Genomic DNA, 20,611 nt, shown 5'->3' with positions numbered 1-20,611 from the left:
CTACCGGGGATGCCGCAGACGCGGATTGAGGATGATCGCCAGCACGTCGGCAATCGTATTGAGGATGATGAACACCGCTGCAAACAGGATGCCGCAGGCCAGGATCGCCGGCACGTCGCGCTTGGTCACCGCGTCGATCATGTATTGGCCGACACCCGGATAGGTGAAGACCTTCTCGATGACGACCACGCCGACCACCAGATAGGCGACGTTCAATGCGACCACCGAGATGATCGGCGAGGCCGCGTTGGGTAGCGCATGCTTGGTGACGACACGGGCCCGCGTCAGGCCCTTGAGGAAGCCCATTTCGACATAGGGTGTCGACATGATCGACAGCACGGAATTGCGCGTCATGCGCATCATATGGGCGGTAACCAGACAGGTCAGCGCCACCGCCGGCAGGAAGGTCACATAGAGACGGAAGAAAAAGCCCATGTCGGAATTGACGGTCGCCAGCGGCGGAAACCAGCGCCAATAACCGGCAAAGAGCAGGATCAGTACCCCGCCGATGAAGAATTCCGGCAGCGAGATGGCGATCAGCGCCAGCACGTTGGCGGCACGGTCGGCCAAGCGCCCCTCGGTGATGGCGCAGGTGATGCCGGTGATGACGGCGAGCGGCACGGCGATCACGGCCGCGTAGCAGGCCAGGAACATCGTATTGGTGAAGCGCGGCCACAGATCGTTCACGATGGCGTTCTGGTTGGTGTAGGAGCGACCAAAATCAAAATGCGCGACGATGTTCCAGAGCCAGTTCAGATAACGCTGCCAGGCCGGCACATCCAGACCGATGCTGCGTTCGAAGGCGGCCTTGGTTTCTGCCGTGGCCGCCTGGCCGAGCACGGCGTCCGCCGCATTGCCCTGCAAATTGAGGGTTAGAATAAACAGAATGAGCGAGATGGCGAAGAGCGTCACCAGCCCCTGGACGATGCGCCAACCAATAAGACGTCCCACAATGTGCCCTTTCGACCTGTTGCCGACGGAGACCGGGCACGTAGCAGTTCCCCCCGCATGCGCCCGGCCTTCTGCAATATGAAAGGAGAAGAGCGAGGCGCCTCACGCGCGTCGCCCCCGAAGCGCTCCACGATCTGGCTGATACACCAGGGATCGCAGGAACGCGTCGAAACAAAGAGCAGGGGCAAAGCGGCGTTGTCGCCAAACGCCCCTTGCTCCAGAGTTCTCAGGCGAACCAACCCTTTTCGGCGACGCGCTGGTCGCACATGTCGTAGCGTGGATGCGGGGCCGTCCCCATGATCTTCTTGGAGTAGGCGTCGAGATAGTCGCCGACCGCGTAACAGACCATGCCGCCATCGTCGTGGATCATCTTCTGGCAATCGGCATAGATCTGAGCGCGCTTGGCTTCGTCGCTCTCGACGCGGGCGGAGATCAGGAGCTTGTCGAATTCAGGACGCTTCCAGTGGGTGTCGTTCCAATTGGCGGTGGACAGGAAGGTCTGGGACAATTGCAGATCGATGTTGGGACGTCCGCCCCAATAGACGGCGCAGAAGGGATCCTTCAGCCAGATGTTCGACCAGTAGCCGTCGCCCGAGACACGGGTGACCGTCAGATCGATACCCGCCTGCTTAATGGCCTCCTGATAGAGCAAGCCAGCGTCCGTCGCGCCGTTATAGGCGCCTTCCGAGACCTTGAGCTCCATTTTGGGACTACCGGCCTTCTTGTAGTGAAAGGCGGCTTTCTCCGGATCGTAGGGCGTCTGCGGCACGTCCTTCGCGTAGTATTTGTGTGACGGGCTGATCGTGGTGTCGTTGCCGATGGTGGCGTAACCCTGGTAGACCGTGTCGACGATCTTCTTGCGGTCCATGCCGTATTTGAGCGCCCAGCGCAGATCGGCGTTGGTATAAGGATCGGTGTCGCACAGCGCCACGAAGGCGAATCGGTTGCCGGTGCCCTTGCTCTGTACCACACTCACGTCAGGCGAAGAGGTCACGATATCCATGGTCTTGGCATCGAGACGGTTGATGGCATCGACCTGGCCCGAAATCATGGCCTGCAGGCGGGACGCCTGGTCCTGGATATATTGCAGCTCGATGCCATCGAAATTGCCGCGTCCCGGCTTCCAGTAATTGCCGGTGTTCTTGGTCACGACGCGCACGCCGGGCTCGAACACTTCGAGCTTGTAGGCGCCCGTGCCGATCAGCTTGGAGAAGTCGGTGTAGCCATTGGGCACGCACAGAACGTGGTAGTCGGAGAGATTGTAGGGCAGATCGAGATTGCCCTCGGACAAAGTGATCTGGACCTGGTTGGCACTGAGCTTCTTGACGTCGGTGATCGAACTCAGCAGATCCTTGGCGGCAGACTTGGTATCGCCGCGATGCAGGTTGATCGAATAGATCGCGTCATCGGCATCGAGCGTCTTGCCATTGTGGAACGTGACGTCCTTGCGGATGTTGAAGATCCATTCCTTGGCGCCGGGCTTGTATTCCCAGCTCTCGAACAATTCGCCCTTGGGCAGACCGTCCTCGCCGATTTCGACGAAACCGTTGCAGATCTGGTAGCCGTAGGAGATCGGCACGGAATCGGCATAGGTGCGAGGGTCGAGACTGTCGGAGGCGGAACCGCCCTCCATGCCCAGCTTCAAGGTGCCGCCCTTCTTGGGGGTGTCGGCCGCCAGGGCCGGGCCGCCGAGCGCACCCAAGGCGCCGAGGCTCAAGCCGAGCGCAGCCGCACTCTTCATCAATTCGCGACGATCAAGGATCAGGCCCGACCCTTGCTGCGTGAAGTTCTTACCCGTCATGTCAATGTTCCCTGCGGCTCGCCTGTATGGAATTTGCGCTCGTTGCCCGAGCGTTCGACCTGCCCACTATCGTGTCCTGCAAGCCGCTGTGCAAGAGACCTACAAACGACATCAAATGACAGCAGCGCGACGTTCCTTCATTTTCGTCAAGCTTAGATCACGCCAGATTTGCAGATTTGAACGTCAGGTAAAGCCCGAATTTTCAACGAGCAGGCCTGATTTTCATCGTTTCCGGCCAAAAGAGATCCCCCACGAAGCAAGCAATTACAGACGATATCAGGCCCATCCGCCCCGATAACCGAAAACCCCGGCCATAGGCCGGGGTTCGGATCTGTTGCATGCCGTTGGGATCAGCTGTGATAGGCGCGTTCACCATGTTCGACGATATCGAGGCCTTCGGCCTCGGTCTGACGGTCGACGCGCAGCCCGACGACGAGATCGATGATCTTGAACAGGATCGCCGAACCGACGCCCGTCATCACGATGGTGAAGGCGACCGCCTCGACCTGGACCCAAAGCTGGCTGGCCATGGTCACGCCGTCCGCATAGCCGACACCGCCCAGGGAGGGCGACGCCAGTACGCCGGTGCCGAGGGCACCGAGAATACCGCCGATGCCATGCACGCCGAAGACGTCGAGGCTGTCGTCATAGCCGAAGGCATTCTTCACGGTCGTCACGAAGAAGAAGCAGACGATACCGGCGATGAAGCCGAGCGCGATGGCGCCGGCAGGGCCGACGAAACCGGCGGCAGGCGTCACCGCCACCAGACCAGCAACCGCACCCGAGATCGCACCCAGCATCGAGGGCTTGCCATGGGTGAGCCACTCGATCAGCGACCAACCGAGTATCGCCCCGGCCGTAGCGACGAAGGTCGTCATCATGGCAAGGCCCGCGCTGGCACCGGCCGAAAGCGCCGAGCCGGCATTGAAGCCGAACCAGCCGACCCACAGCATGCCGGCGCCGACCCAGGACAGGGTGAGCGAATGGGGCGGCATCTGCTCCTTGCCGAAGCCAGTGCGCTTGCCGATCATCAGGCAGCCCACCAGGCCGGCGACGCCCGCATTGATGTGCACGACGGTACCGCCGGCGAAATCGAACGCGCCCAGCTTGAACAGCCAGCCCGTCGACTGCCACACCGAATGGGCGACCGGGATGTAGATGAAGGTGACCCAGAGCAGGCAGAACAGCACCACGGCCGAGAACTTCATGCGTTCGGCGAAAGCGCCGACGATGAGGGCCGGCGTGATCGCAGCGAAGGTCATCTGGAAGCACACGAACACATATTCGGGAATGGTGCCGCTCAGCGTGTCCTTGGTGATGCCGGCGAGGAAGGCCTTGGAAAAGCCGCCAAAGAGCGGGCCACCGTCGCTGAAGGCGAGGGTGTAGCCGTAGAAGACCCAGATCACCATCACCACCGAGGCGACGATCAGCACCTGCATGAGAATGGAGAGCATGTTCTTGGCGCGCACCAGGCCGCCGTAGAACAGGCCGAGGCCCGGCGCGATCATCATCAGCACCAGCGCGCAGGACACCAGCATCCAGGCGGTGTCACCGGAATTCAGCGTGGGCGGCGGCGTTGCGGTCTGGGCGAGAGCGGGGCCTGCCAGCAGCCCGGCGCCGAGCAAGGCCGACACCGCGAGTTTGAGGGAACGAAGGGAAGTCATCGGGAAAGCATCCTGTCTCATGGAAGTCGAGGGCATCGGCAGAGGGGACCTAGAGCGCGTCGCCGTCGCGCTCGCCGGTGCGGATGCGCACCGCGGTTTCGATCGGCGTGACGAAAATCTTGCCGTCGCCGATCTGGCCGGTCTTGGCGGCTGCCGAGATCGCATCGATCACCTTGGCGACGAGATCGCTCGGCACCGCCACCTCGATCTTCAGCTTGGGCAGGAAGCTCACCGCATATTCGGCGCCGCGATAGATCTCGGTATGCCCCTTCTGGCGGCCATATCCCTTCACCTCGGTCACGGTCAGGCCGTGCACGCCCAGACCCGTGAGGGCATCGCGCACCTCCTCGAGCTTGAACGGCTTGATGATGGCCATCACTATTTTCATGCTGTTCTATCCCCTTAAAGCGTTTTGCGATTTGGCGGTCGGACATGCTCTTTCAAGCCGCGTGCCAACTGCGAAACGCCATGCTAACATCATGAAAAATCACGACAAAAATTCCCCTCCTGCCATGTGAGGACCACTCGCTTGCCAAGGCATGCACAAATTTTGGGCACAATGGCCGTCGTTGCGATATTTTCAAGCAATGTGCATACGGCGTTGGCGGATCCGTGCTCAGTCCCGGCGGAAGCGGGCGAGAATGTGACGATTGCCGGCAAAAGCGACGAGGGTCATCTCCTGCTCGCGGACGGCCGCAAGATCAGGCTTGCGGGCGTGGATCTGGCCTCGCTGCGCCTGCCCGATCTCACCAACGGCACTGCCACCCTGGTGGCTTCGGCGGGCCCCGACAGGCACGGCGCCCTGCGGGGAGCGCTCTATCTGGAGGGGCGCGACCTGGCGGCCGATCTCGCGGCTCGTGGATTGGCGCGCATTCGACCTTCCGTCGGGGAAGAGGTGTGTTACACAGAATTAATGACTGCGGAAGACAATGCCCGCCGGGCTCGGCTTGGCCTCTGGGCTGAACCGGGCTATGCAGTCGCCGATGCGGCGACTCCTGAGGCCGTTGCCCGCCACGATGGCTTCGCCATCGTGGCGGGACGCGTGCTGCATGTTGGAGTGACGAAGACGACCGTGTGGATCGATTTCGGCAAAATCTGGCGCGAAGACGTGACTTTGGCGATCCCCGCCAAACAATGGCCACGTTTCGAGGCAACCGGTCTCAGCGCTGCTGCCCTTGAGGGCAGCTATGTCAGGGCCCGCGGTGTCGTGACGATGCGCGACGGGCCTCGCATCGAAATTACCGAGCCGGCGGCGATCGAACAGGTCGCGCCGGTGTCGCCGTGAAAGGAGTGGAGAGCTGAGCGAGATGCTGGGGGGCGCGACAAGACAACCGAACTGGTGGCGGGTTTGCGCCCTGGCGGTCGCGCTCGGCCTGTCTTCTTGCGCCACCGTGGGCGACAACGACCAGTCGGGCGAGCTTGCGCGCGCCATGCCGGCGGCCCTCCCCGCCGAGGCCCCTCGCGTCATTGCTCCTCCCAATGCGGAAGACCGCGAAAGCGCCCGCGTTCTCGCCTCTTATGGTGGGGCCTATCGCAATGCCGCCCTGGAGCGCTATCTCGACGATCTCGTCCAGCGTCTTGCCGCCCAGTCGGACCGGCCCGACATTCCCTACAAGCTGACGGTGCTGAACGCCTCGTCGATCAACGCTTTCGCTTTGCCCTCCGGCCGGCTTTATGTGACGCGCGGCCTGCTGGCGCTCGCCAATGACGATGCCGAAATCGCCGCGGTGGTCGCCCATGAGATGGCGCATGTCTCCGCACGCCATGCCGCAGCACGTGCCGATCGCGAGCGCCAGTCCGTGGTCGTCTCCAAGGTGGCGAGCATGGTGCACAATCCCGGCCTGGTTTCCTCAAGCCAGAACAGTCTGGCGAGCTTCTCGCGCCAGCAGGAATTGAACGCTGACGAGATCGGCATCCGCACCATCGCCAAGGCCGGCTTCGACCCCTATGGCGCCGCGCGCTTCCTGACCTCGATGCGCCGGCAGGTGGAGGCGCGTTCGCGCCAGGCCACGCCGGACTTCCTGTCGACCCATCCCTCCACGCCTGAACGCATCGCCAAGGCCAACACCGAGGCTGCCCAATATGGCGCGCCTGGTTCGGGCGAGCATGACAAGTTCCGCTATCTGTCGGTGATCGACGGGCTCACTTATGGCGAGGATCCTGCACAGGGCTATGTGCAGGGCCGCATCTTCTGGCAGCCGCGCCTGGCCTTCACCTTCACCTCCCCGCCCAATTTCACCCTCGACAACACGCCGCAAGCCATTCTCGGCATTGACGGCAATGGCCGGGCGCTGCGCCTCGATACGGTGAAGACCAAGGATGGCCAGTCGCTGTCCGATTATCTCGCCTCTGGCTGGATCAGCGGTGTCGATACCGCCTCGGTCTCCACCCTGCGCATCAACGGCAACGAGGCGGCGACAGCCCTCGCCCGCGGCCAGGACTGGAGCTTCCGCCTCTATGCCATCCGCTTCGGCAGCGACGTCTATCGCCTGATCCTGGCAGCACGCGATCTCAATGCCACGACCGATGCGCTGTTCCAGGAAACGGCCAACAGCTTCCGGCGCATGACACCTGAAGAGCAGCGCAATGTGCGCCCCGAGCATATCGACATCGTCACCGTGCGCTCGGGCGATACGCTGCAATCCCTGGCAGCCCGCATGGCCGACCCCCAGGACCAGTTGGAACGCTTCCTCGTGCTGAACGGCTTCGACGAAACCAGCCCGGTCAGGCCGGGTGATCGGGTCAAGGTCGTCACGCAGTAGCCGCAGCCCCTCACCCGAGTCGATAGAACGCCGCCGCATTGTCCCTGAACAGCTTGCGCCGCTCCGACGGCGAGCAGTCATGCACGATCTCGTCGACGACATGCACCCAGTCTGGATAGGTCCCCGCCAGTTCCAGCACATGCCAATCCGAGCCGAACATCACGCGGTCGAAACCGAAACTCTCCAGGGCATGCTCGACATAGGGCGTGATCTCCTGGCGGGTCCAGGTGCGGTGATCGGCCTCCGTGCATACGCCGGAAATCTTGCAATAGACGTTGGGCAGCGCTGCGAGCCGCTTCAAATCGGCGCGCCAGGGCTCCATCTCGCCTGCCTTGATGGCCGGCTTGCCGATATGGTCGAGTACGAAACGAACATCCGGGCATTGCTGCACCATGCGGATCACGCTCGGCAGTTGATGATGTAAAATGCAGATGTCGAAGGACAGGTCGTGGCGGGCCAACAGCTTCAGGCCGACCAGGAAATCGGGCTGCAGGCAGAATTCCGGATCGGACTGGCCCTGGATCAGCCGCCGGATGCCCCGCAGGGGCTTGTGCTCGCGCAGGCGTTCGAGGTCCCGCTCGACGGCGGCGCCCCGCTCGAGCGGCAGGCTCGCGACCATGCCGCCGAGACGCGGTTCGGCTGCCGCAAGTTCCGTCACCCAGGCGGCTTCGTCGAGATGCTGACCGGCATCGACATCGACTTCCACGAAGACGAAACGCTCGATCTCGACCGGTTTGGCGGCAGCGAACACATCCGCCGGCACTGCCTTCGGCCGCAGACCGGTGATACCCTGCGTCCAGGCATAGCCCAGGCGCGCCGGGTCGAGCAGATGAACGTGGCTATCGATGATGGGGTAGTCGAGCATGATATTGGGCCTATGGCGTTTTGCGATTTGGTGGAATCACCAAGAACCGCAAAAGCGCGTTTGCGCTTAAACGCGCTTTTGCTCCCGACGGCGTTGATCTTTTTGGTTGAGCCAATGCTATTGCCTGACAATTGAGCGGTCAACCAGCAGGCGAACTGCGTTCTCACCAGCCCCGCGTCCGGATAGCCTCCGCTAAGCGGGAGACGTCCGGGCCGCTCGGGCGATCCTCCTCCAGACGCTCGACATGGGCGCGCACGAAATCGCGGATATGCGCGGTGCCCTCGCCCAGCGCGACCGCGCCGCGCAAGTCGATGCTCTGGGCCGCAACCATCATCTCGCAGGCCGCCAGCACCAGCACCCGCGCCGCGCTTTCGCCGAGCTTGGTCACCGCGGCCGGCGCATTGGCGGCATGATCCTCGACGCCGTCGGCGGCGTGCAGCAAGGCCAGGGTCGCCGGCTGGGCTCGAGCCCGGATCTCGCCCTCCAGGGCACCAATGGCTTTCTGCAGCGTGGCGAAGCCGGTGCGGCTCTGGCCCATCGGGGTAAGGAAGCGCGGCTGGTCGGAATAGACGGGCGACATCAGCTTCAGGGCGCGCTGGGCCGAGATCGTCGCCACATGGGAGAGCGCCTGCGACAGCGCCTCGAAACGCAGGGTGAAGCCGGTCATGTCGAAATTGCCGTTGGAAACCAGTTGCCCCTCGACGATGACCGGGTTGTCGCCGGAATGGTTGAGTTCGAGCAGCACCATCGCCTCCGCCTCGGCAAAGGCGGTGCGCGCGGCGCCATGCACCGGGGCCACGCAGCGGAAGGACAGCGGGTCCTGAACCCGCCGGCTCGCTTTGTTGTCGCCGAGTGGGCCGCCGGCCAGCAGGGCATAGATCGTCCGGGCCGCCTCGATTTGCCCGGGAGCTGGACGGGCTGTATTCACTGCTTCCGCCAGAGGCGTGATATTGGCGCCGAAGGCTTCCATCGACAGCGCGGCGGCGCGGTCGAGCGTATCGAGCGCCAGGCGCGCCTCCGCGAGCACCAGGGCGCCGCGCCCGGTGGAAGCGGCATTGGCCACCACGAGGGCATGCCCATCCTTCGGCCCGATCGGCACCGGCTGCAGCCCGGCCCGCCGCAGCGCCTCGGCGCCGGCCAGGCGTTCGCCGCGATATTCGGCCTCGCTTTCACCGAGCAGCGCCAGGGCCATATGGGCGAGCGGAGCGAGGTCGGCCGCCCCGATCGAGCCGATGGACGGCACGATGGGATGAAAGCCCGCATTCAGGGCAGCAGCCAGGGCCTCGACGACGGCGAGCGACACGCCGGTCTGGCCAACACTCATGCCGGCAATACGCGCCGCCATCATAGCCCGGACCTCGGCGACCGGCATTTCGTCACCCACGCCGACCGCGCGGGCAAAAGCGACACGCCGTTGGAAAGCGGCGAGATCGTCGGCCGAGAGCCGGGTGTCGACGCCGGCGCCGAGCCCGGTGGTCAGGCCGTAGACCGGTTTGTTCTCGGCGATGGCTTGCTCGATCACCGAGCGCGCCGCGCAGATGCGCTCGCGGGCAGAGGATGAAAGGACGACCGGGCGGCGCTCACGGGCAACGGCCGTCAGCGCATCGATGGTCAGAGGCGCATCGCCGATCACCACGGGTTCGCCGGACATTCCTTGGGCTCCTTCATCACCATCGGTCCGCGCCATCGTTTGCGTGACCTAACATCGCCAATCGCATAGAAGGAGTCGCATCTCCAAGGAAATGTGCATGCTGCGAGGGTGAGAATGAGCGCGCTGATCGAATTGTTCTTGTGCCGGAGCGACAATTTCGGCGTACTGCTCCACGACGAGGCGACCGGACGCACCGCGGCCATCGACGCGCCGGAGGCCGAAGCGATCGAAGCGGCCCTCGAACGGCGAGGCTGGCGGCTGACCGACATCCTGGTCACCCATCATCATGCCGATCACGTCGAGGGCATCGAGGCGTTGAAGACGTCCTATGGCTGCCGGGTGGTGGCGGCCAAGGCCGATGCCCACCGCATCCCGGCCGTCGACGAGATGGTCGGGGAAGGCGATACCGTCGCTGTCGGTTCCCTCGTGGCCGAGATCATCGACACGCCCGGCCACACAGTCGGCCATATCGCCTATTGGTTCAGGCAGGAGAAGCTGTTGTTTGCCGCCGACACCCTGTTCTCGCTCGGCTGCGGCCGGCTGTTCGAGGGCACGCCGGCGGACATGTGGCGCTCGCTGCTCAAATTGCGGGCCCTGCCCGACGATACGCAGCTCTATTGCGGACATGAATACACGCTGGCCAATGCGCGCTTCGCCCTCACGGTCGATCCCGCCAACCAGGCGCTTGCCAGGCGCGCCGCCGAGGTCGAGGCGCAGCGTGGTGCCCACCGCTTCACCCTGCCAGTCCTTCTTGGCGCCGAGAAGCGCGAAAACCCCTTCCTGCGTGCCGACGATCCCGGCGTTGCCGAGGCGATCGGGCTGGCGGGATCAGATCCTGTCGCCGTGTTCACCGAATTGCGCGAGCGCAAGAACCGGTTCTGATCGGGCAAAAGAACGCACCGGGATACTCCTGTCGCGACCGGTGGGAGCGCTCGGGCACGATATCCTCGCAAAACAACAGGAATGACCATGACGACCGCCGCCGAGATCATCGCCCTCCTCGACATGCAGCCCCATCCCGAAGGCGGCCATTATGTCAGCACCTTCTCCGACGGCACTCTCCACGGCGACAGGGCGGCTTCGACCGCGATCTACTACCTGCTCCAGGCGGGCGAGCGTTCGCATTGGCATCGGGTCGACGCCGCCGAGATCTGGCATTTCCATGCCGGCGCGCCGCTGGCCCTCGACCTCTCGGCCGATGGCGCGACCACCGAGCGCCTGATTCTCGGCACCGACTTCGACGCCGGCCAGCGGCCACAAGGCGTGGTGCCGACGGGCGTGTGGCAGGCGGCCCGTAGCCTCGGCGACTGGACCCTGGTCGGCTGCACGGTTGCCCCCGGCTTCCGCTTCGAAGGCTTCGAGCTGGCCCCGCCGGACTGGGCGCCGGGCACGCGATAGCTTGGGACGAGGTTGACGGGCGACCAGACCCTATACATATTACAGCATGTATATCCGGAGCCATATTCATGCAGGTCGCTAAATGGGGCAATAGCCTGGCTGTTCGCATCCCCGCCGTCGTGGTCGAGGCTCTCCAGTTGAAAGAGGGCGACGAGATCGAAGTCCATATCGCCGAAGAGCGTCGGTTGGAAATCGCCCGCAAGCCTGGTCGCGAAGAGTTGCTGCGCCGGTTGCGGGCGTTTCGCGGAAGGCTGCCTGCGGATTTCACCTTCGACCGTGATGAAGCAAATGCGCGATAGCGCCGATGCCCGGTGATTTCTTCGACACGAATATCCTGCTTTACTTGGCCTCGTCGGATACGAGCAAGGCGGATCGGGCAGAAAAGCTCCTCCTCGCGGGCGGCACGATCAGCGTTCAGGTCCTCAACGAAATCGCCAATGTGACCCGCTGCAAACTCGCCATGTCATGGCAGGAAACGCGGCAGTTCCTGTCGCCTTTGCGCAGCCTATTGCAGGTGGTGCCCAACACCGTCGAGATCCATGGGACCGGGATCGACCTAGCCGAACGCTACAAGCTCTCCGTCTACGATGCCATGATCGTCGCGGCAGCCCTGACGAGCAACTGCGACAGGCTGTGGTCCGAGGACATGCAGAACGGCCTGTTCATCGACGGGCGCCTGCGGATCGTCAATCCATTTCTGCCTTAGCACGATCGTTGTGTTTTCCTTCGAAGGAGTTTGGAGTGTCAGCCTCCTGGATGACATCTTGAAAAAAGCGCTTGCCGGCAAAGGATGTCACCCCTGCTCCATCACCTGATGGAGCTGTGAGGCTGACACTCCGTATATCCGGCGCTCTCTTATGCCAACGCAACTGGGAAGTGTTAGCCCTGCTCCAGCCCCGGCGACGACCCGGCCCATCCTTACACTTTCCTTATGCCGGGGCCCGATAATCGGAATCGAACCCTGACGCGCTTTGGTGGCAAACCAGACCCATGCCCAATCGGGTTGGAGTTTTGTCATGCTAGATCTTGCCTATGTGGCGCTGGGGCTTGGTGGCCTGTTCCTGATGGTCCTTTATGCCCGCGTCCTCGACAGGCTGTGAGGCGCATCATGTTCGATCCCCTCCTTGGCCTCCTCGTGGCCGTCCTGCTCGGCGCCTATCTCGTGTTCACGCTGGTGCGCCCCGAACGCTTCTGAGTTTTACGGCTTCACCGCCTTTCTTCGCCGGCCGCCCCCGCGCCGGCGCGATGGCGCGTGACGGGAGCGGGGCCGGCTCATCGGGAAACGGCCCCGCTCCCTGCTCGTCCCCTCTTTTCCGGGCCCCACGCCGCTCTCTCGAGAGAAACCGTTCTCGCGAGAGAATTGGCGGGGCCCGTGCTCTTTTGGAGAATTTCCATGTCCCTGAACGGATGGCTTCAGATCATCCTTCTGTTCGCCCTGGTGCTCATAGCGGTGAAGCCACTGGGTGCCTATATGGCCCGTGTCTTCACCGGTGAGAGAACCTTCCTCTCGCCCGTCCTGGCGCCCATCGAGAAGGGTTTCTACAAACTTTCCGGCATCGATCCCGCCCGGGAGCAAGGTTGGCTCGCCTATACGCTCGCCATGTTGTTTTTCAGCATGGCAGGCTTCGCCTCGCTCTACGCGATCTTCCGGCTGCAGGCCTATCTGCCGCTCAACCCGCAGGGTTTCGACAATCTGCCGCCGGATCTGTCCTTCAATACGGCAATCAGCTTCGTCACCAACACCAACTGGCAGAACTATGCCGGCGAAAGCACCATGAGCCATTTCAGCCAGATGGCTGGGCTCACCGTGCACAATTTCGTCTCGGCCGCCACCGGCATCGCACTTGCCATCGCCCTTACCCGGGCCTTTGCACGTTCGAGCGCGGCCACGCTCGGCAATTTCTGGGTCGATCTCACCCGCTCCACGCTCTATGTGCTGCTGCCCATCGCCATCATCGTGGCGCTTGCCTTCGTCGCCATGGGCATCCCGCAGACCCTGCAGGCCAGTGTCGATGTCACCACGCTGGAAGGCGCCAAGCAGACCATTGCCATGGGACCGATGGCGAGCCAGGAAGCGATCAAGCAGCTCGGTACCAATGGTGGCGGCTTCTTCAATGCCAACTCGGCCCATCCCTTCGAGAACCCGACGGCTCTCGCCAACTACCTGTCGATCTTCTCGATGCTCGCCATCGCCGCGGCCCTGACCTACACCTTTGGCCAGATGGTTGGGGTGCGCCGCCAGGGCTGGGCCCTGCTGTCTGCCATGGCTGTCATCCTGATCGCCGGCGCCGCCGTGGTCTACTGGTCTGAAACGGCGGGCAATCCGATCCTGGCGCATCTCGGCCTCGACGGGGCCCTCGGCAACATGGAAGGCAAGGAGATCCGCTTCGGCCAGGCCATGACTGCCGTCTTCGTCGCCGTCACCACCGGCGTTTCCTGTGGCGCCGTCAACGCCATGCATTCCTCGCTGACCCCGCTCGGCGGCCTCATCCCGATGTTTCTGATGCAGCTCGGCGAAATCCTGCCTGGCGGCGTCGGCTCGGGCCTCTATGGCATGATCGTCTTTGCCATCCTCAGCGTGTTCATCGCCGGCCTGATGGTCGGCCGCACGCCGGAGTTCCTCGGCAAGAAGATCGAGTCGCGCGAGATGAAATTCGCCGTGATGGCGATCCTGATCCTGCCCACCGCGATCCTCGGCTTCACTGCGATCTCGGCCATGGCGCCCTTCGCCCTGTCGCAGCTCGGCAATGCCGGCCCGCACGGCCTCTCTGAACTGCTCTACGCCTACACTTCGACGACCGCCAATAACGGTTCGGCCTTCGGCAGCCTCTCGGCCAATACGCCCTGGTTCAACGCCACGCTCGGCATCGCCATGCTGCTGGGACGCTTTGCCTATGTCGTGCCGGTGATGGCGATTGCAGGCTCCCTGGCCGCCAAGACCAAGGTGCCTGCCTCGGCCGGTACGTTCCCGACCCACACGCCGCTGTTCGTCGGCCTGCTGGTCGGCGTCATCCTGATCGTCGGCGGCCTGCAATTCTTCCCGGCGCTCGCGCTGGGGCCGATCGTCGAGCACTTCGTCATGCTCGCCGGCAAAACTTTCTAAGGAACGGCTGTCATGTCTTCCAAACCCACTTCCCCCTCCATGTTCGACGCGGCCATCCTGCTGCCGGCGATCAAGGATGCCTTCGTCAAGCTCGATCCCAGGCTGCTCGTCCGCAATCCGGTGATCTTCGTCACCGAGGTCGTGGCCGCCCTGGTCACCGTGCTCAGCCTGCGTGACGCCTTCGCCGGGGCCGGCGTCGGCTTCAGCGCCCAGATCGCCGCCTGGCTGTGGTTCACCGTGCTGTTCGCCACCTTCGCCGAAGCCGTGGCTGAAGGGCGCGGCAAGGCGCAGGCCGAGAGCCTCAAGCGCACCAAGTCCGACCTCAAGGCCAAGCGCATGCCTTCGGCCGCGGCCGCCTTGGGAAACTTCCAGGTGATCGACGCCACCAAGCTCGTGGTTGGCGACATCGTCATCGTCGAAGCCGGTGATCTCATCCCCGGCGACGGCGAGGTGATCGAGGGCGTCGCGTCGGTGAACGAAAGCGCCATCACCGGCGAATCCGCCCCGGTGATCCGCGAATCCGGCGGCGACCGCTCCGCCGTCACCGGCGGCACGCAGGTGCTGTCGGACTGGATCAAGGTGCGCATCACCACCCAGCCCGGCTCCTCCTTCATCGATCGCATGATCGCGCTGGTCGAGGGCGCCGAGCGCCAGAAGACCCCCAACGAGATCGCCCTGTCGATCCTGCTGTCGGGCATGACGCTGATCTTCCTGATCGCCGTGGTCACGCTCTGGGGCCTTGCCGGCTACTCCGGCACGCTGCTCTCCATCACAGTGTTGGTGGCGCTGTTGGTCACCCTCATCCCCACCACCATCGGCGGCCTGCTTTCGGCCATCGGTATCGCCGGTATGGACCGCCTGATCCGCTTCAACGTGGTGGCGACCTCCGGTCGCGCGGTCGAGGCCGCCGGCGACGTCGACACCCTGCTGCTCGACAAGACAGGCACCATCACCTTCGGTAACCGCATGGCGACCGAGTTCCTGCCGGTGCCGGGCGTCAGCGAACAGGATCTGGCCGAGGCCGTGCTCCTGGCCAGCCTCGCCGACGAGACGCCCGAGGGCCGTTCCATCATCGCGCTCGCCCAGGGCGAATATGGCCTGACTCAGCCGGACCTGACCTGCAAGGCAATCACCACCATCGCCTTCGCCGCCCAGACCCGCCTGTCGGGCATCGACATCGACGGACGCTCCATCCGCAAGGGCGCGGTCGATGCCATCGTGAAGTTCGCCGGCACCACGCTGGAGGCGGCACCATCAGCCTTCCGGCAGGCGGTGGAAAAGGTGGCCCGCACGGGCGGCACGCCCCTCGGCGTCACCGACGGCAGCCGCGTCCTCGGTGTCGTTCACCTCAAGGACGTGGTGAAGCCCGGCATCAAGGAGCGCTTCGCCGAGCTGCGTTCGATGGGCATCCGCACCGTCATGGTGACGGGCGACAACCCGATCACCGCCGCCGCGATCGCCTCCGAGGCCGGTGTCGACGACTTCCTGGCCGAGGCGACGCCTGAGGAAAAGCTCGCCTATATCCGCAAGGAGCAAACGGGCGGCCGCCTGATCGCCATGTGCGGCGACGGCACCAATGACGCGCCGGCGCTAGCCCAGGCCGATGTCGGCGTCGCCATGCAGACCGGCACTCAGGCGGCACGCGAAGCGGGCAACATGGTCGACCTCGACTCCAGCCCCACCAAGCTGATCGAGATCGTCGGCATCGGCAAGCAATTGCTGATGACGCGTGGCTCGCTCACCACCTTCTCGATCGCCAACGACGTCGCCAAATATTTCGCCATCATCCCGGCCTTGTTCATCGCGACCTATCCCGAGCTCGGTACGCTGAACGTCATGAACCTGGCTTCGCCCCAGTCGGCCATCCTCTCGGCTGTGATCTTCAATGCCCTGATCATCGTCGCCCTGATCCCACTGGCCCTCAAAGGCGTCTCCTACAGGCCGGTCGGCGCTGCCGCGCTGCTTAGGCGCAACCTCCTGGTCTACGGCCTCGGCGGACTGCTGGTGCCGTTCGTCGGCATCAAGCTGATCGACCTGGTCGTCGCCGCCCTGCATCTGGTGTGACGGCGATGCGCATGAGGAACGGATGGAGCGTGGCCCGCTGGCTCGCTCTGTCCGGCCAGCACCGATCCCAGGCCCATACACTGCCCCTCCCCACGGGGAGGGCTCCCGCCTTCCGAGGCAATCCCGTTTTCGCGCTCCAAGGGAGCAAGCCCATGTTGACCCATATTCGCCCCGCCATCGTGATGATGGCCCTGTTCACCCTGCTGCTGGGCATCGTCTATCCGCTGCTCGTCACCGGCATCGCCCAGGTCGCCTTGCCCGGCCAGGCCAATGGCAGCCTGATCGCCAGCAACAACACGGTGATCGGCTCGTCCCTGATCGGCCAGAACTTCACGTCGGAACGCTATTTCCAGGGCCGCCCCTCGGCAACCTCCGGCACCGATCCCAATGATTCCAGCAAGACCGTGTCTCAGCCCTACAACGCCAGCGGTTCGACCGGCTCCAATCTCGGCCCGACCTCCAAGGCGCTGGCCGATCGCGTGGCAGCCTCGGTCGAGGACCTGCGCAAGCAGGGCGTGACCGGCGCCATTCCTGCCGACGCGGTGACGACCTCGGGATCCGGCCTCGACCCCGATGTCTCGCCAGCCGATGCCGTGCTGCAGATCCCGCGGGTTGCCAAGGCTCGCAACCTGCCGGAAGCAGACGTGAAAGCATTGGTCGATGCTCAGACGTCAGGCCGGCTCTTTGGCGTGATCGGTGAGCCGCGCGTCAATGTTCTCGCCCTGAACCTTGCGCTTGATGCAATCAAGCTGAAGTGATGTTGTGCTGGTCTTCCACTGGTGAAGCATCGAATCGTGCCGGTCCCGCTCCATCTCTCGATGGAGCTGAGAAGACCGGCACATCGCATTTGAGGCCCCATGCCAAGCGCTGCCTCCGACAAACGTCCCGATCCCAATGCCCTGCTGACCCTGGCGGGACGGGAAGGTCGCGGCCGCCTCACCGTCTTTCTCGGCGCGGCACCGGGTGTCGGCAAGACCTACGCCATGCTGTCGCGGGCGCGGCGGGAGAAGGAAGCGGGCATCGACGTCGTCGTCGGCATCGTCGAAACGCATGGCCGCAGCGAGACGGCCGCCCTGACGGATGGGCTCGAGATCATGGCACGGCGGACGGTCGACTATCGCGGCCGCCAGCTCGAGGAGTTCGACATCGATGGCGCGCTCGCCCGCAGGCCGCGCCTGATCATCGTCGACGAACTTGCCCATACCAACGCGCCGGACAGCCGCCATCCCAAGCGTTACCAGGACGTTGAGGAACTGATCGGTGCCGGTATCGACGTGTGGACGGCGCTCAACATTCAGCATCTGGAAAGCCTCACCGACGTCGTCTCGCGCCTCACGGGGGTGACGGTGCGCGAAAGCGTCCCCGACAGCGTGATCAAGAAGGCGGACGAGGTCATCGTCGTCGACATCACGCCCACCGAACTGATCCAGCGCCTGGAGGACGGCAAGGTCTATCTGCCCGACAACGCCAAGCGCGCCGCCGACGGCTTCTTCAAGCCCGGCAACCTCACCGCCCTGCGCGAGCTTGCCCTGCGGCGGACCACGGAACGCGTCGACGACCAGATGCTGGCCTATCTGCGCCAGAATGCCATCGAAGGCCCATGGGAGACGGCAGACAGGCTGATCGTCTGCATCGGCTCCGACAATTTTTCCCAGCAGGTCGTACGGGCGGCCGGGCGCCTGGCCACCGGGCTGAACGCCGATTGGCTGGCCGTTACGGTCGAGCGCCCGGGACAGGAGGCCGGGGGGGAGGCGCTTGCCCAGCTCGAGGCCAATCTACGCCTTGCCGAGCGCCTGGGCGCGGAGGTGCGGCGGCTCAACGGCCACGATTATGTCGGTGAGATTCTCAGGCTGGCCAGGGCCGAAAACGTCACGCAGATCGTGCTGGGCAGCGGCAAGTCGAGCTGGTGGCAGCGCCTGACCGGGCGCTCTTTGGCCGACGACCTCCTGCACCGCTCCGAAGAGATCAACGTCACCATTATCACCAACACCATGGCCGAAGCCCCGCCGGCGCGACGATGGTGGCGCCGGATTGCCCTGCAGCCCTCGCTGGCCGGGCTCGCCATGGCGGCGGCCTGCGTTGCGGCAGCCGTCGGCATCGGTATCGGCCTCAGGCATTTCGTTTATCTGCCCAATGCCTCGATGCTGTTCCTCATGGCGGTGCTCGCCAGCGCCCTCACGGTCGGGCGCTGGAGCGCCATCACCGCGGCGGTCCTGTCCTTCTTCGCCTATAATTTCTTCTTCATCCCACCCCTCTACAACTTCACCATCGCCGAGCCGCACGAAGTCTTCGCCCTCGCGGTGTTCCTGATCGTGGCCGTGGTGGCGGGCGACCTCGCCGGGCGAGTACGCGAGCGGGCGGAGGGCGAAGGGCGGCGCGCCGCCAACATCATGTCGCTCTACGAGTTCTCCCGTAAACTCTCGGGCATTACCAGCCTGGACGATGTGCTCTGGGCCGCCGTCGCCCATGCCCAGGCGACGCTGCACGGACGCGTCGTCATCGCCGTGCCGCAGGACGACGAGCTCAGCGTCGCCGCCGCCTGGCCGCCGGACATCAGCCTCGATACCACCGACATGACGGCGCTGCGCTGGGCGTTCGAGAAGAGGGAAATTGCCGGCCGGGGCACGGGTACCCTGCCCAACATCGCCTTCGAATTCAGGCCGATCCTCACCCCGAACGGGGCCGTCGGCGTGCTCGGCCTGGCCCAGCTCGAAGGAGCTGAACCGCTCTCGCCGGCCGAGGAGCGCATTCTCGTTGCCATTCTCGACCAGACCGCCATCGCCATCGACAGGGCAAAGCTCGCCAAAGAGAATGTGCGTACCGCCGCCCTCGAGGAAAGCGAGAAGCTTCGCAGCGCCCTGCTCTCCTCCCTCTCGCACGATTTGCGTACACCACTGGCCTCCATCACCGGTGCCGTCACCACGCTGCGCCAGCTCGGCACCAAGATGAGCGAGGAAAGCCGCGACGATCTGCTTGCTTCCATCGAGGAAGAGGCGGCCCGGCTCAGCCGCTTCGTCGCCAATCTCCTCGACATGAGTCGCCTCGAAGCGGGCGCCCTCAATGCACGGCGCGATTTCATCGACGTGGCCGATGTCGTCCGAGCCGCGGTGGATCGCGCCCGCAAAGCTTTCCCAACCCGCCTGATCGAGACCAGCCTGGCGACCGACCTGCCGCCCGTGCGCGGCGACCAGGCCCTGCTCGGCCAGGTGCTGTTCAACCTGCTCGACAACGCCCACAAATATGGCGGGGAGGATTCCTCGACCGCCGTGTTCGCCCGACGCGAGGATGCCGAGGTGGTTGTTGCCATCACCGATCAGGGCAAGGGCATTCCGCCTGACGACCTGGAGAAGATCTTCGATAAGTTCTATCGGCGGGGCAAGGTCGACGGCCGCGCGCCGGGCACGGGTCTCGGCCTCTCGATCAGCCGCGGCTTCATCGAAGCCATGGGCGGCACCATCACCGCCGAAAGTCCGGCCGTGCGCAAACGCGGCACCCGCATTGTCATTCGCCTGCCGGTCGGGGCATGATGGCGTGTACCTTTCCGGTGTGCCGGTCTTCAGACCGGCATTCTCCGCTGCCATGCCGGTCTCGTTCCATCACTTGATGGAGCTCTAAAGACCGGCACACCAAGAGTTTCCCGTCTTATGCACATTCTGGTTGTCGACGACGAGCCGCAGATCCAGCGTTTCCTCAAACCGGCGTTGATCGCCGCCGGCTATGAGGTGACGCCGGCCGTCAACGGCGCCGACGCCATGCGCCTGATCGCCACCGCCGCGCCGGATCTCGTCATCCTCGATCTCGGCCTGCCCGACATGGACGGCAAGGACATCATCACCAAGGTACGCGAGTGGTCGAAAGTGCCTGTCATCGTGCTGTCGGCCCGCGACCGCGAGACCGAGAAGATCGCCGCTCTCGATCTCGGCGCCGACGACTATGTCGAAAAGCCCTTTGGTATCGGCGAATTGATCGCCCGCATCCGCACGGCCCTGCGCCATCGGGCCCATGACGAGGGCAACGCCACCCGCTTCGAGAGCGACGGCCTCGTCATCGACACGCTGAAACGGCTGGTGAGCCGCGACGGCGAGGCCGTTCGCGTCACGCCCAAGGAATATGACCTGCTCGCCATGCTGGCGCGCCATGCCGGCCGCGTCGTCACCCATCGCCAATTGCTGACCTCGGTGTGGGGCCCGGCGCATGTCGAGGACCTGCATTATCTGCGCGTCTTCATCGGTCAGCTCAGGACCAAGATCGAACGCGATCCCGCCAATCCCCGCATCATCCAGACGGAGCCCGGCATCGGCTACCGGCTGAAGGATGAGGAGTAAGAATGCAGGCCGGTCTGAAGACCGGCC

The 20,611-nt window shown here is 64.2% G+C and carries 19 protein-coding genes; 13 read left to right on the top strand and 6 right to left on the bottom strand.

The genetic code is table 11. From position 1 onward, the window contains the following. From ACZYTC_RS26740 to ACZYTC_RS26725, 4 genes are all read right to left on the bottom strand, one after another. On the bottom strand, positions 1 to 951 hold the full coding sequence (locus ACZYTC_RS26740; RefSeq protein WP_434954910.1) for an ABC transporter permease: 951 nt from the start codon (positions 949 to 951) through the stop codon (positions 1 to 3). A gap of 226 nt (positions 952 to 1,177) precedes the next feature. After that, positions 1,178 to 2,752, bottom strand: coding sequence for an ABC transporter substrate-binding protein (locus tag ACZYTC_RS26735; RefSeq protein ID WP_434954909.1), 1,575 nt, complete (start codon positions 2,750 to 2,752; stop codon positions 1,178 to 1,180). Between the two features lie 350 nt (positions 2,753 to 3,102). After that, entirely contained in the window at positions 3,103 to 4,416 is a 1,314-nt protein-coding gene (locus ACZYTC_RS26730; RefSeq protein ID WP_434954908.1) for an ammonium transporter, read from the bottom strand. A 49-nt stretch (positions 4,417 to 4,465) separates the two neighbouring features. Continuing rightward, positions 4,466 to 4,804: a P-II family nitrogen regulator gene (locus ACZYTC_RS26725; RefSeq protein WP_434954907.1), complete on the bottom strand. Its 339-nt coding sequence runs from the start codon at positions 4,802 to 4,804 to the stop codon at positions 4,466 to 4,468. 255 nt (positions 4,805 to 5,059) lie between these two features. Here ACZYTC_RS26725 and ACZYTC_RS26720 point away from each other — a divergent pair, with 255 nt between their 5' ends. Beyond that, positions 5,060 to 5,701 carry a thermonuclease family protein gene (locus ACZYTC_RS26720; RefSeq protein WP_488990952.1) on the top strand — a complete coding sequence of 214 codons (642 nt, stop codon included), beginning with the start codon at positions 5,060 to 5,062 and terminating at the stop codon, positions 5,699 to 5,701. Positions 5,702 to 5,723: 22 nt separating this feature from the next. Beyond that, the gene (locus tag ACZYTC_RS26715; RefSeq protein ID WP_434954905.1) at positions 5,724 to 7,178 is read left to right on the top strand and encodes a M48 family metalloprotease; all 1,455 of its coding nucleotides are present in this window, start codon (positions 5,724 to 5,726) and stop codon (positions 7,176 to 7,178) included. 10 nt (positions 7,179 to 7,188) lie between these two features. On the opposite strand, the gene ACZYTC_RS26710 is transcribed toward ACZYTC_RS26715, so the two are convergent. Further along, the gene (locus ACZYTC_RS26710; RefSeq protein ID WP_488990951.1) at positions 7,189 to 8,043 is read right to left on the bottom strand and encodes an amidohydrolase family protein; all 855 of its coding nucleotides are present in this window, start codon (positions 8,041 to 8,043) and stop codon (positions 7,189 to 7,191) included. Between the two features lie 163 nt (positions 8,044 to 8,206). Continuing rightward, the gene (locus ACZYTC_RS26705; RefSeq protein WP_441771425.1) at positions 8,207 to 9,694 is read right to left on the bottom strand and encodes an HAL/PAL/TAL family ammonia-lyase; all 1,488 of its coding nucleotides are present in this window, start codon (positions 9,692 to 9,694) and stop codon (positions 8,207 to 8,209) included. 114 nt (positions 9,695 to 9,808) lie between these two features. On the opposite strand from ACZYTC_RS26705, the gene gloB reads away from it, so the two are divergent. From gloB to ACZYTC_RS26650, 11 genes are all read left to right on the top strand, one after another. Beyond that, complete coding sequence (gloB, locus tag ACZYTC_RS26700; protein ID WP_434954902.1) at positions 9,809 to 10,576, top strand: hydroxyacylglutathione hydrolase; 768 nt, start codon at positions 9,809 to 9,811, stop codon at positions 10,574 to 10,576. A gap of 87 nt (positions 10,577 to 10,663) precedes the next feature. Next, positions 10,664 to 11,092, top strand: coding sequence for a cupin domain-containing protein (locus tag ACZYTC_RS26695; protein WP_488990950.1), 429 nt, complete (start codon positions 10,664 to 10,666; stop codon positions 11,090 to 11,092). A gap of 68 nt (positions 11,093 to 11,160) precedes the next feature. Continuing rightward, positions 11,161 to 11,391, top strand: coding sequence for an AbrB/MazE/SpoVT family DNA-binding domain-containing protein (locus ACZYTC_RS26690; protein ID WP_434954900.1), 231 nt, complete (start codon positions 11,161 to 11,163; stop codon positions 11,389 to 11,391). A 5-nt stretch (positions 11,392 to 11,396) separates the two neighbouring features. Next, positions 11,397 to 11,798 carry a PIN domain-containing protein gene (locus ACZYTC_RS26685; protein WP_434954899.1) on the top strand — a complete coding sequence of 134 codons (402 nt, stop codon included), beginning with the start codon at positions 11,397 to 11,399 and terminating at the stop codon, positions 11,796 to 11,798. A 268-nt stretch (positions 11,799 to 12,066) separates the two neighbouring features. Beyond that, positions 12,067 to 12,192: a hypothetical protein gene (locus ACZYTC_RS26680; protein WP_434954898.1), complete on the top strand. Its 126-nt coding sequence runs from the start codon at positions 12,067 to 12,069 to the stop codon at positions 12,190 to 12,192. Next, the gene (gene kdpF, locus ACZYTC_RS26675) at positions 12,189 to 12,287 is read left to right on the top strand and encodes a K(+)-transporting ATPase subunit F (RefSeq protein ID WP_195826137.1); all 99 of its coding nucleotides are present in this window, start codon (positions 12,189 to 12,191) and stop codon (positions 12,285 to 12,287) included. The genes ACZYTC_RS26680 and kdpF overlap by 4 nt, the downstream gene beginning before the upstream one ends. Positions 12,288 to 12,485: 198 nt before the next feature. Then, entirely contained in the window at positions 12,486 to 14,195 is a 1,710-nt protein-coding gene (gene kdpA / locus ACZYTC_RS26670) for a potassium-transporting ATPase subunit KdpA (RefSeq protein WP_441771427.1), read from the top strand. A 12-nt stretch (positions 14,196 to 14,207) separates the two neighbouring features. Then, positions 14,208 to 16,259 carry a potassium-transporting ATPase subunit KdpB gene (gene kdpB, locus ACZYTC_RS26665; protein ID WP_488990949.1) on the top strand — a complete coding sequence of 684 codons (2,052 nt, stop codon included), beginning with the start codon at positions 14,208 to 14,210 and terminating at the stop codon, positions 16,257 to 16,259. A 152-nt stretch (positions 16,260 to 16,411) separates the two neighbouring features. Beyond that, positions 16,412 to 17,017, top strand: coding sequence for a potassium-transporting ATPase subunit KdpC (kdpC, locus tag ACZYTC_RS26660; RefSeq protein ID WP_441771428.1), 606 nt, complete (start codon positions 16,412 to 16,414; stop codon positions 17,015 to 17,017). A gap of 99 nt (positions 17,018 to 17,116) precedes the next feature. Continuing rightward, positions 17,117 to 19,786, top strand: coding sequence for a DUF4118 domain-containing protein (locus ACZYTC_RS26655; RefSeq protein ID WP_488990948.1), 2,670 nt, complete (start codon positions 17,117 to 17,119; stop codon positions 19,784 to 19,786). Between the two features lie 117 nt (positions 19,787 to 19,903). Continuing rightward, positions 19,904 to 20,584 carry a response regulator gene (locus ACZYTC_RS26650; RefSeq protein WP_434954893.1) on the top strand — a complete coding sequence of 227 codons (681 nt, stop codon included), beginning with the start codon at positions 19,904 to 19,906 and terminating at the stop codon, positions 20,582 to 20,584. Positions 20,585 to 20,611 lie beyond the last annotated feature (27 nt).

It is taken from the genome of Labrys sp. F242, from assembly GCF_057813875.1.
Note: the sequence above shows the minus strand (reverse complement) of the source record. Positions and strands in the feature narration are given on the sequence as shown.

What these genes read in the sequence shown, in the direction of transcription:
- kdpA (WP_441771427.1), top strand. Translation starts at nt 12,486, where the DNA reads ATGTCCCTGAACGGATGGCTTCAGATCATCCTTCTGTTCGCCCTGGTG.
- ACZYTC_RS26705 (WP_441771425.1), bottom strand. Translation starts at nt 9,694, where the DNA reads ATGTCCGGCGAACCCGTGGTGATCGGCGATGCGCCTCTGACCATCGAT.
- ACZYTC_RS26730 (WP_434954908.1), bottom strand. Translation starts at nt 4,416, where the DNA reads ATGACTTCCCTTCGTTCCCTCAAACTCGCGGTGTCGGCCTTGCTCGGC.
- ACZYTC_RS26650 (WP_434954893.1), top strand. Translation starts at nt 19,904, where the DNA reads ATGCACATTCTGGTTGTCGACGACGAGCCGCAGATCCAGCGTTTCCTC.
- ACZYTC_RS26715 (WP_434954905.1), top strand. Translation starts at nt 5,724, where the DNA reads ATGCTGGGGGGCGCGACAAGACAACCGAACTGGTGGCGGGTTTGCGCC.
- kdpB (WP_488990949.1), top strand. Translation starts at nt 14,208, where the DNA reads ATGTCTTCCAAACCCACTTCCCCCTCCATGTTCGACGCGGCCATCCTG.
- gloB (WP_434954902.1), top strand. Translation starts at nt 9,809, where the DNA reads ATGAGCGCGCTGATCGAATTGTTCTTGTGCCGGAGCGACAATTTCGGC.
- ACZYTC_RS26685 (WP_434954899.1), top strand. Translation starts at nt 11,397, where the DNA reads ATGCCCGGTGATTTCTTCGACACGAATATCCTGCTTTACTTGGCCTCG.
- ACZYTC_RS26710 (WP_488990951.1), bottom strand. Translation starts at nt 8,043, where the DNA reads ATGCTCGACTACCCCATCATCGATAGCCACGTTCATCTGCTCGACCCG.
- ACZYTC_RS26655 (WP_488990948.1), top strand. Translation starts at nt 17,117, where the DNA reads ATGCCAAGCGCTGCCTCCGACAAACGTCCCGATCCCAATGCCCTGCTG.
- ACZYTC_RS26735 (WP_434954909.1), bottom strand. Translation starts at nt 2,752, where the DNA reads ATGACGGGTAAGAACTTCACGCAGCAAGGGTCGGGCCTGATCCTTGAT.
- ACZYTC_RS26695 (WP_488990950.1), top strand. Translation starts at nt 10,664, where the DNA reads ATGACGACCGCCGCCGAGATCATCGCCCTCCTCGACATGCAGCCCCAT.
- ACZYTC_RS26725 (WP_434954907.1), bottom strand. Translation starts at nt 4,804, where the DNA reads ATGAAAATAGTGATGGCCATCATCAAGCCGTTCAAGCTCGAGGAGGTG.
- ACZYTC_RS26690 (WP_434954900.1), top strand. Translation starts at nt 11,161, where the DNA reads ATGCAGGTCGCTAAATGGGGCAATAGCCTGGCTGTTCGCATCCCCGCC.
- kdpC (WP_441771428.1), top strand. Translation starts at nt 16,412, where the DNA reads ATGTTGACCCATATTCGCCCCGCCATCGTGATGATGGCCCTGTTCACC.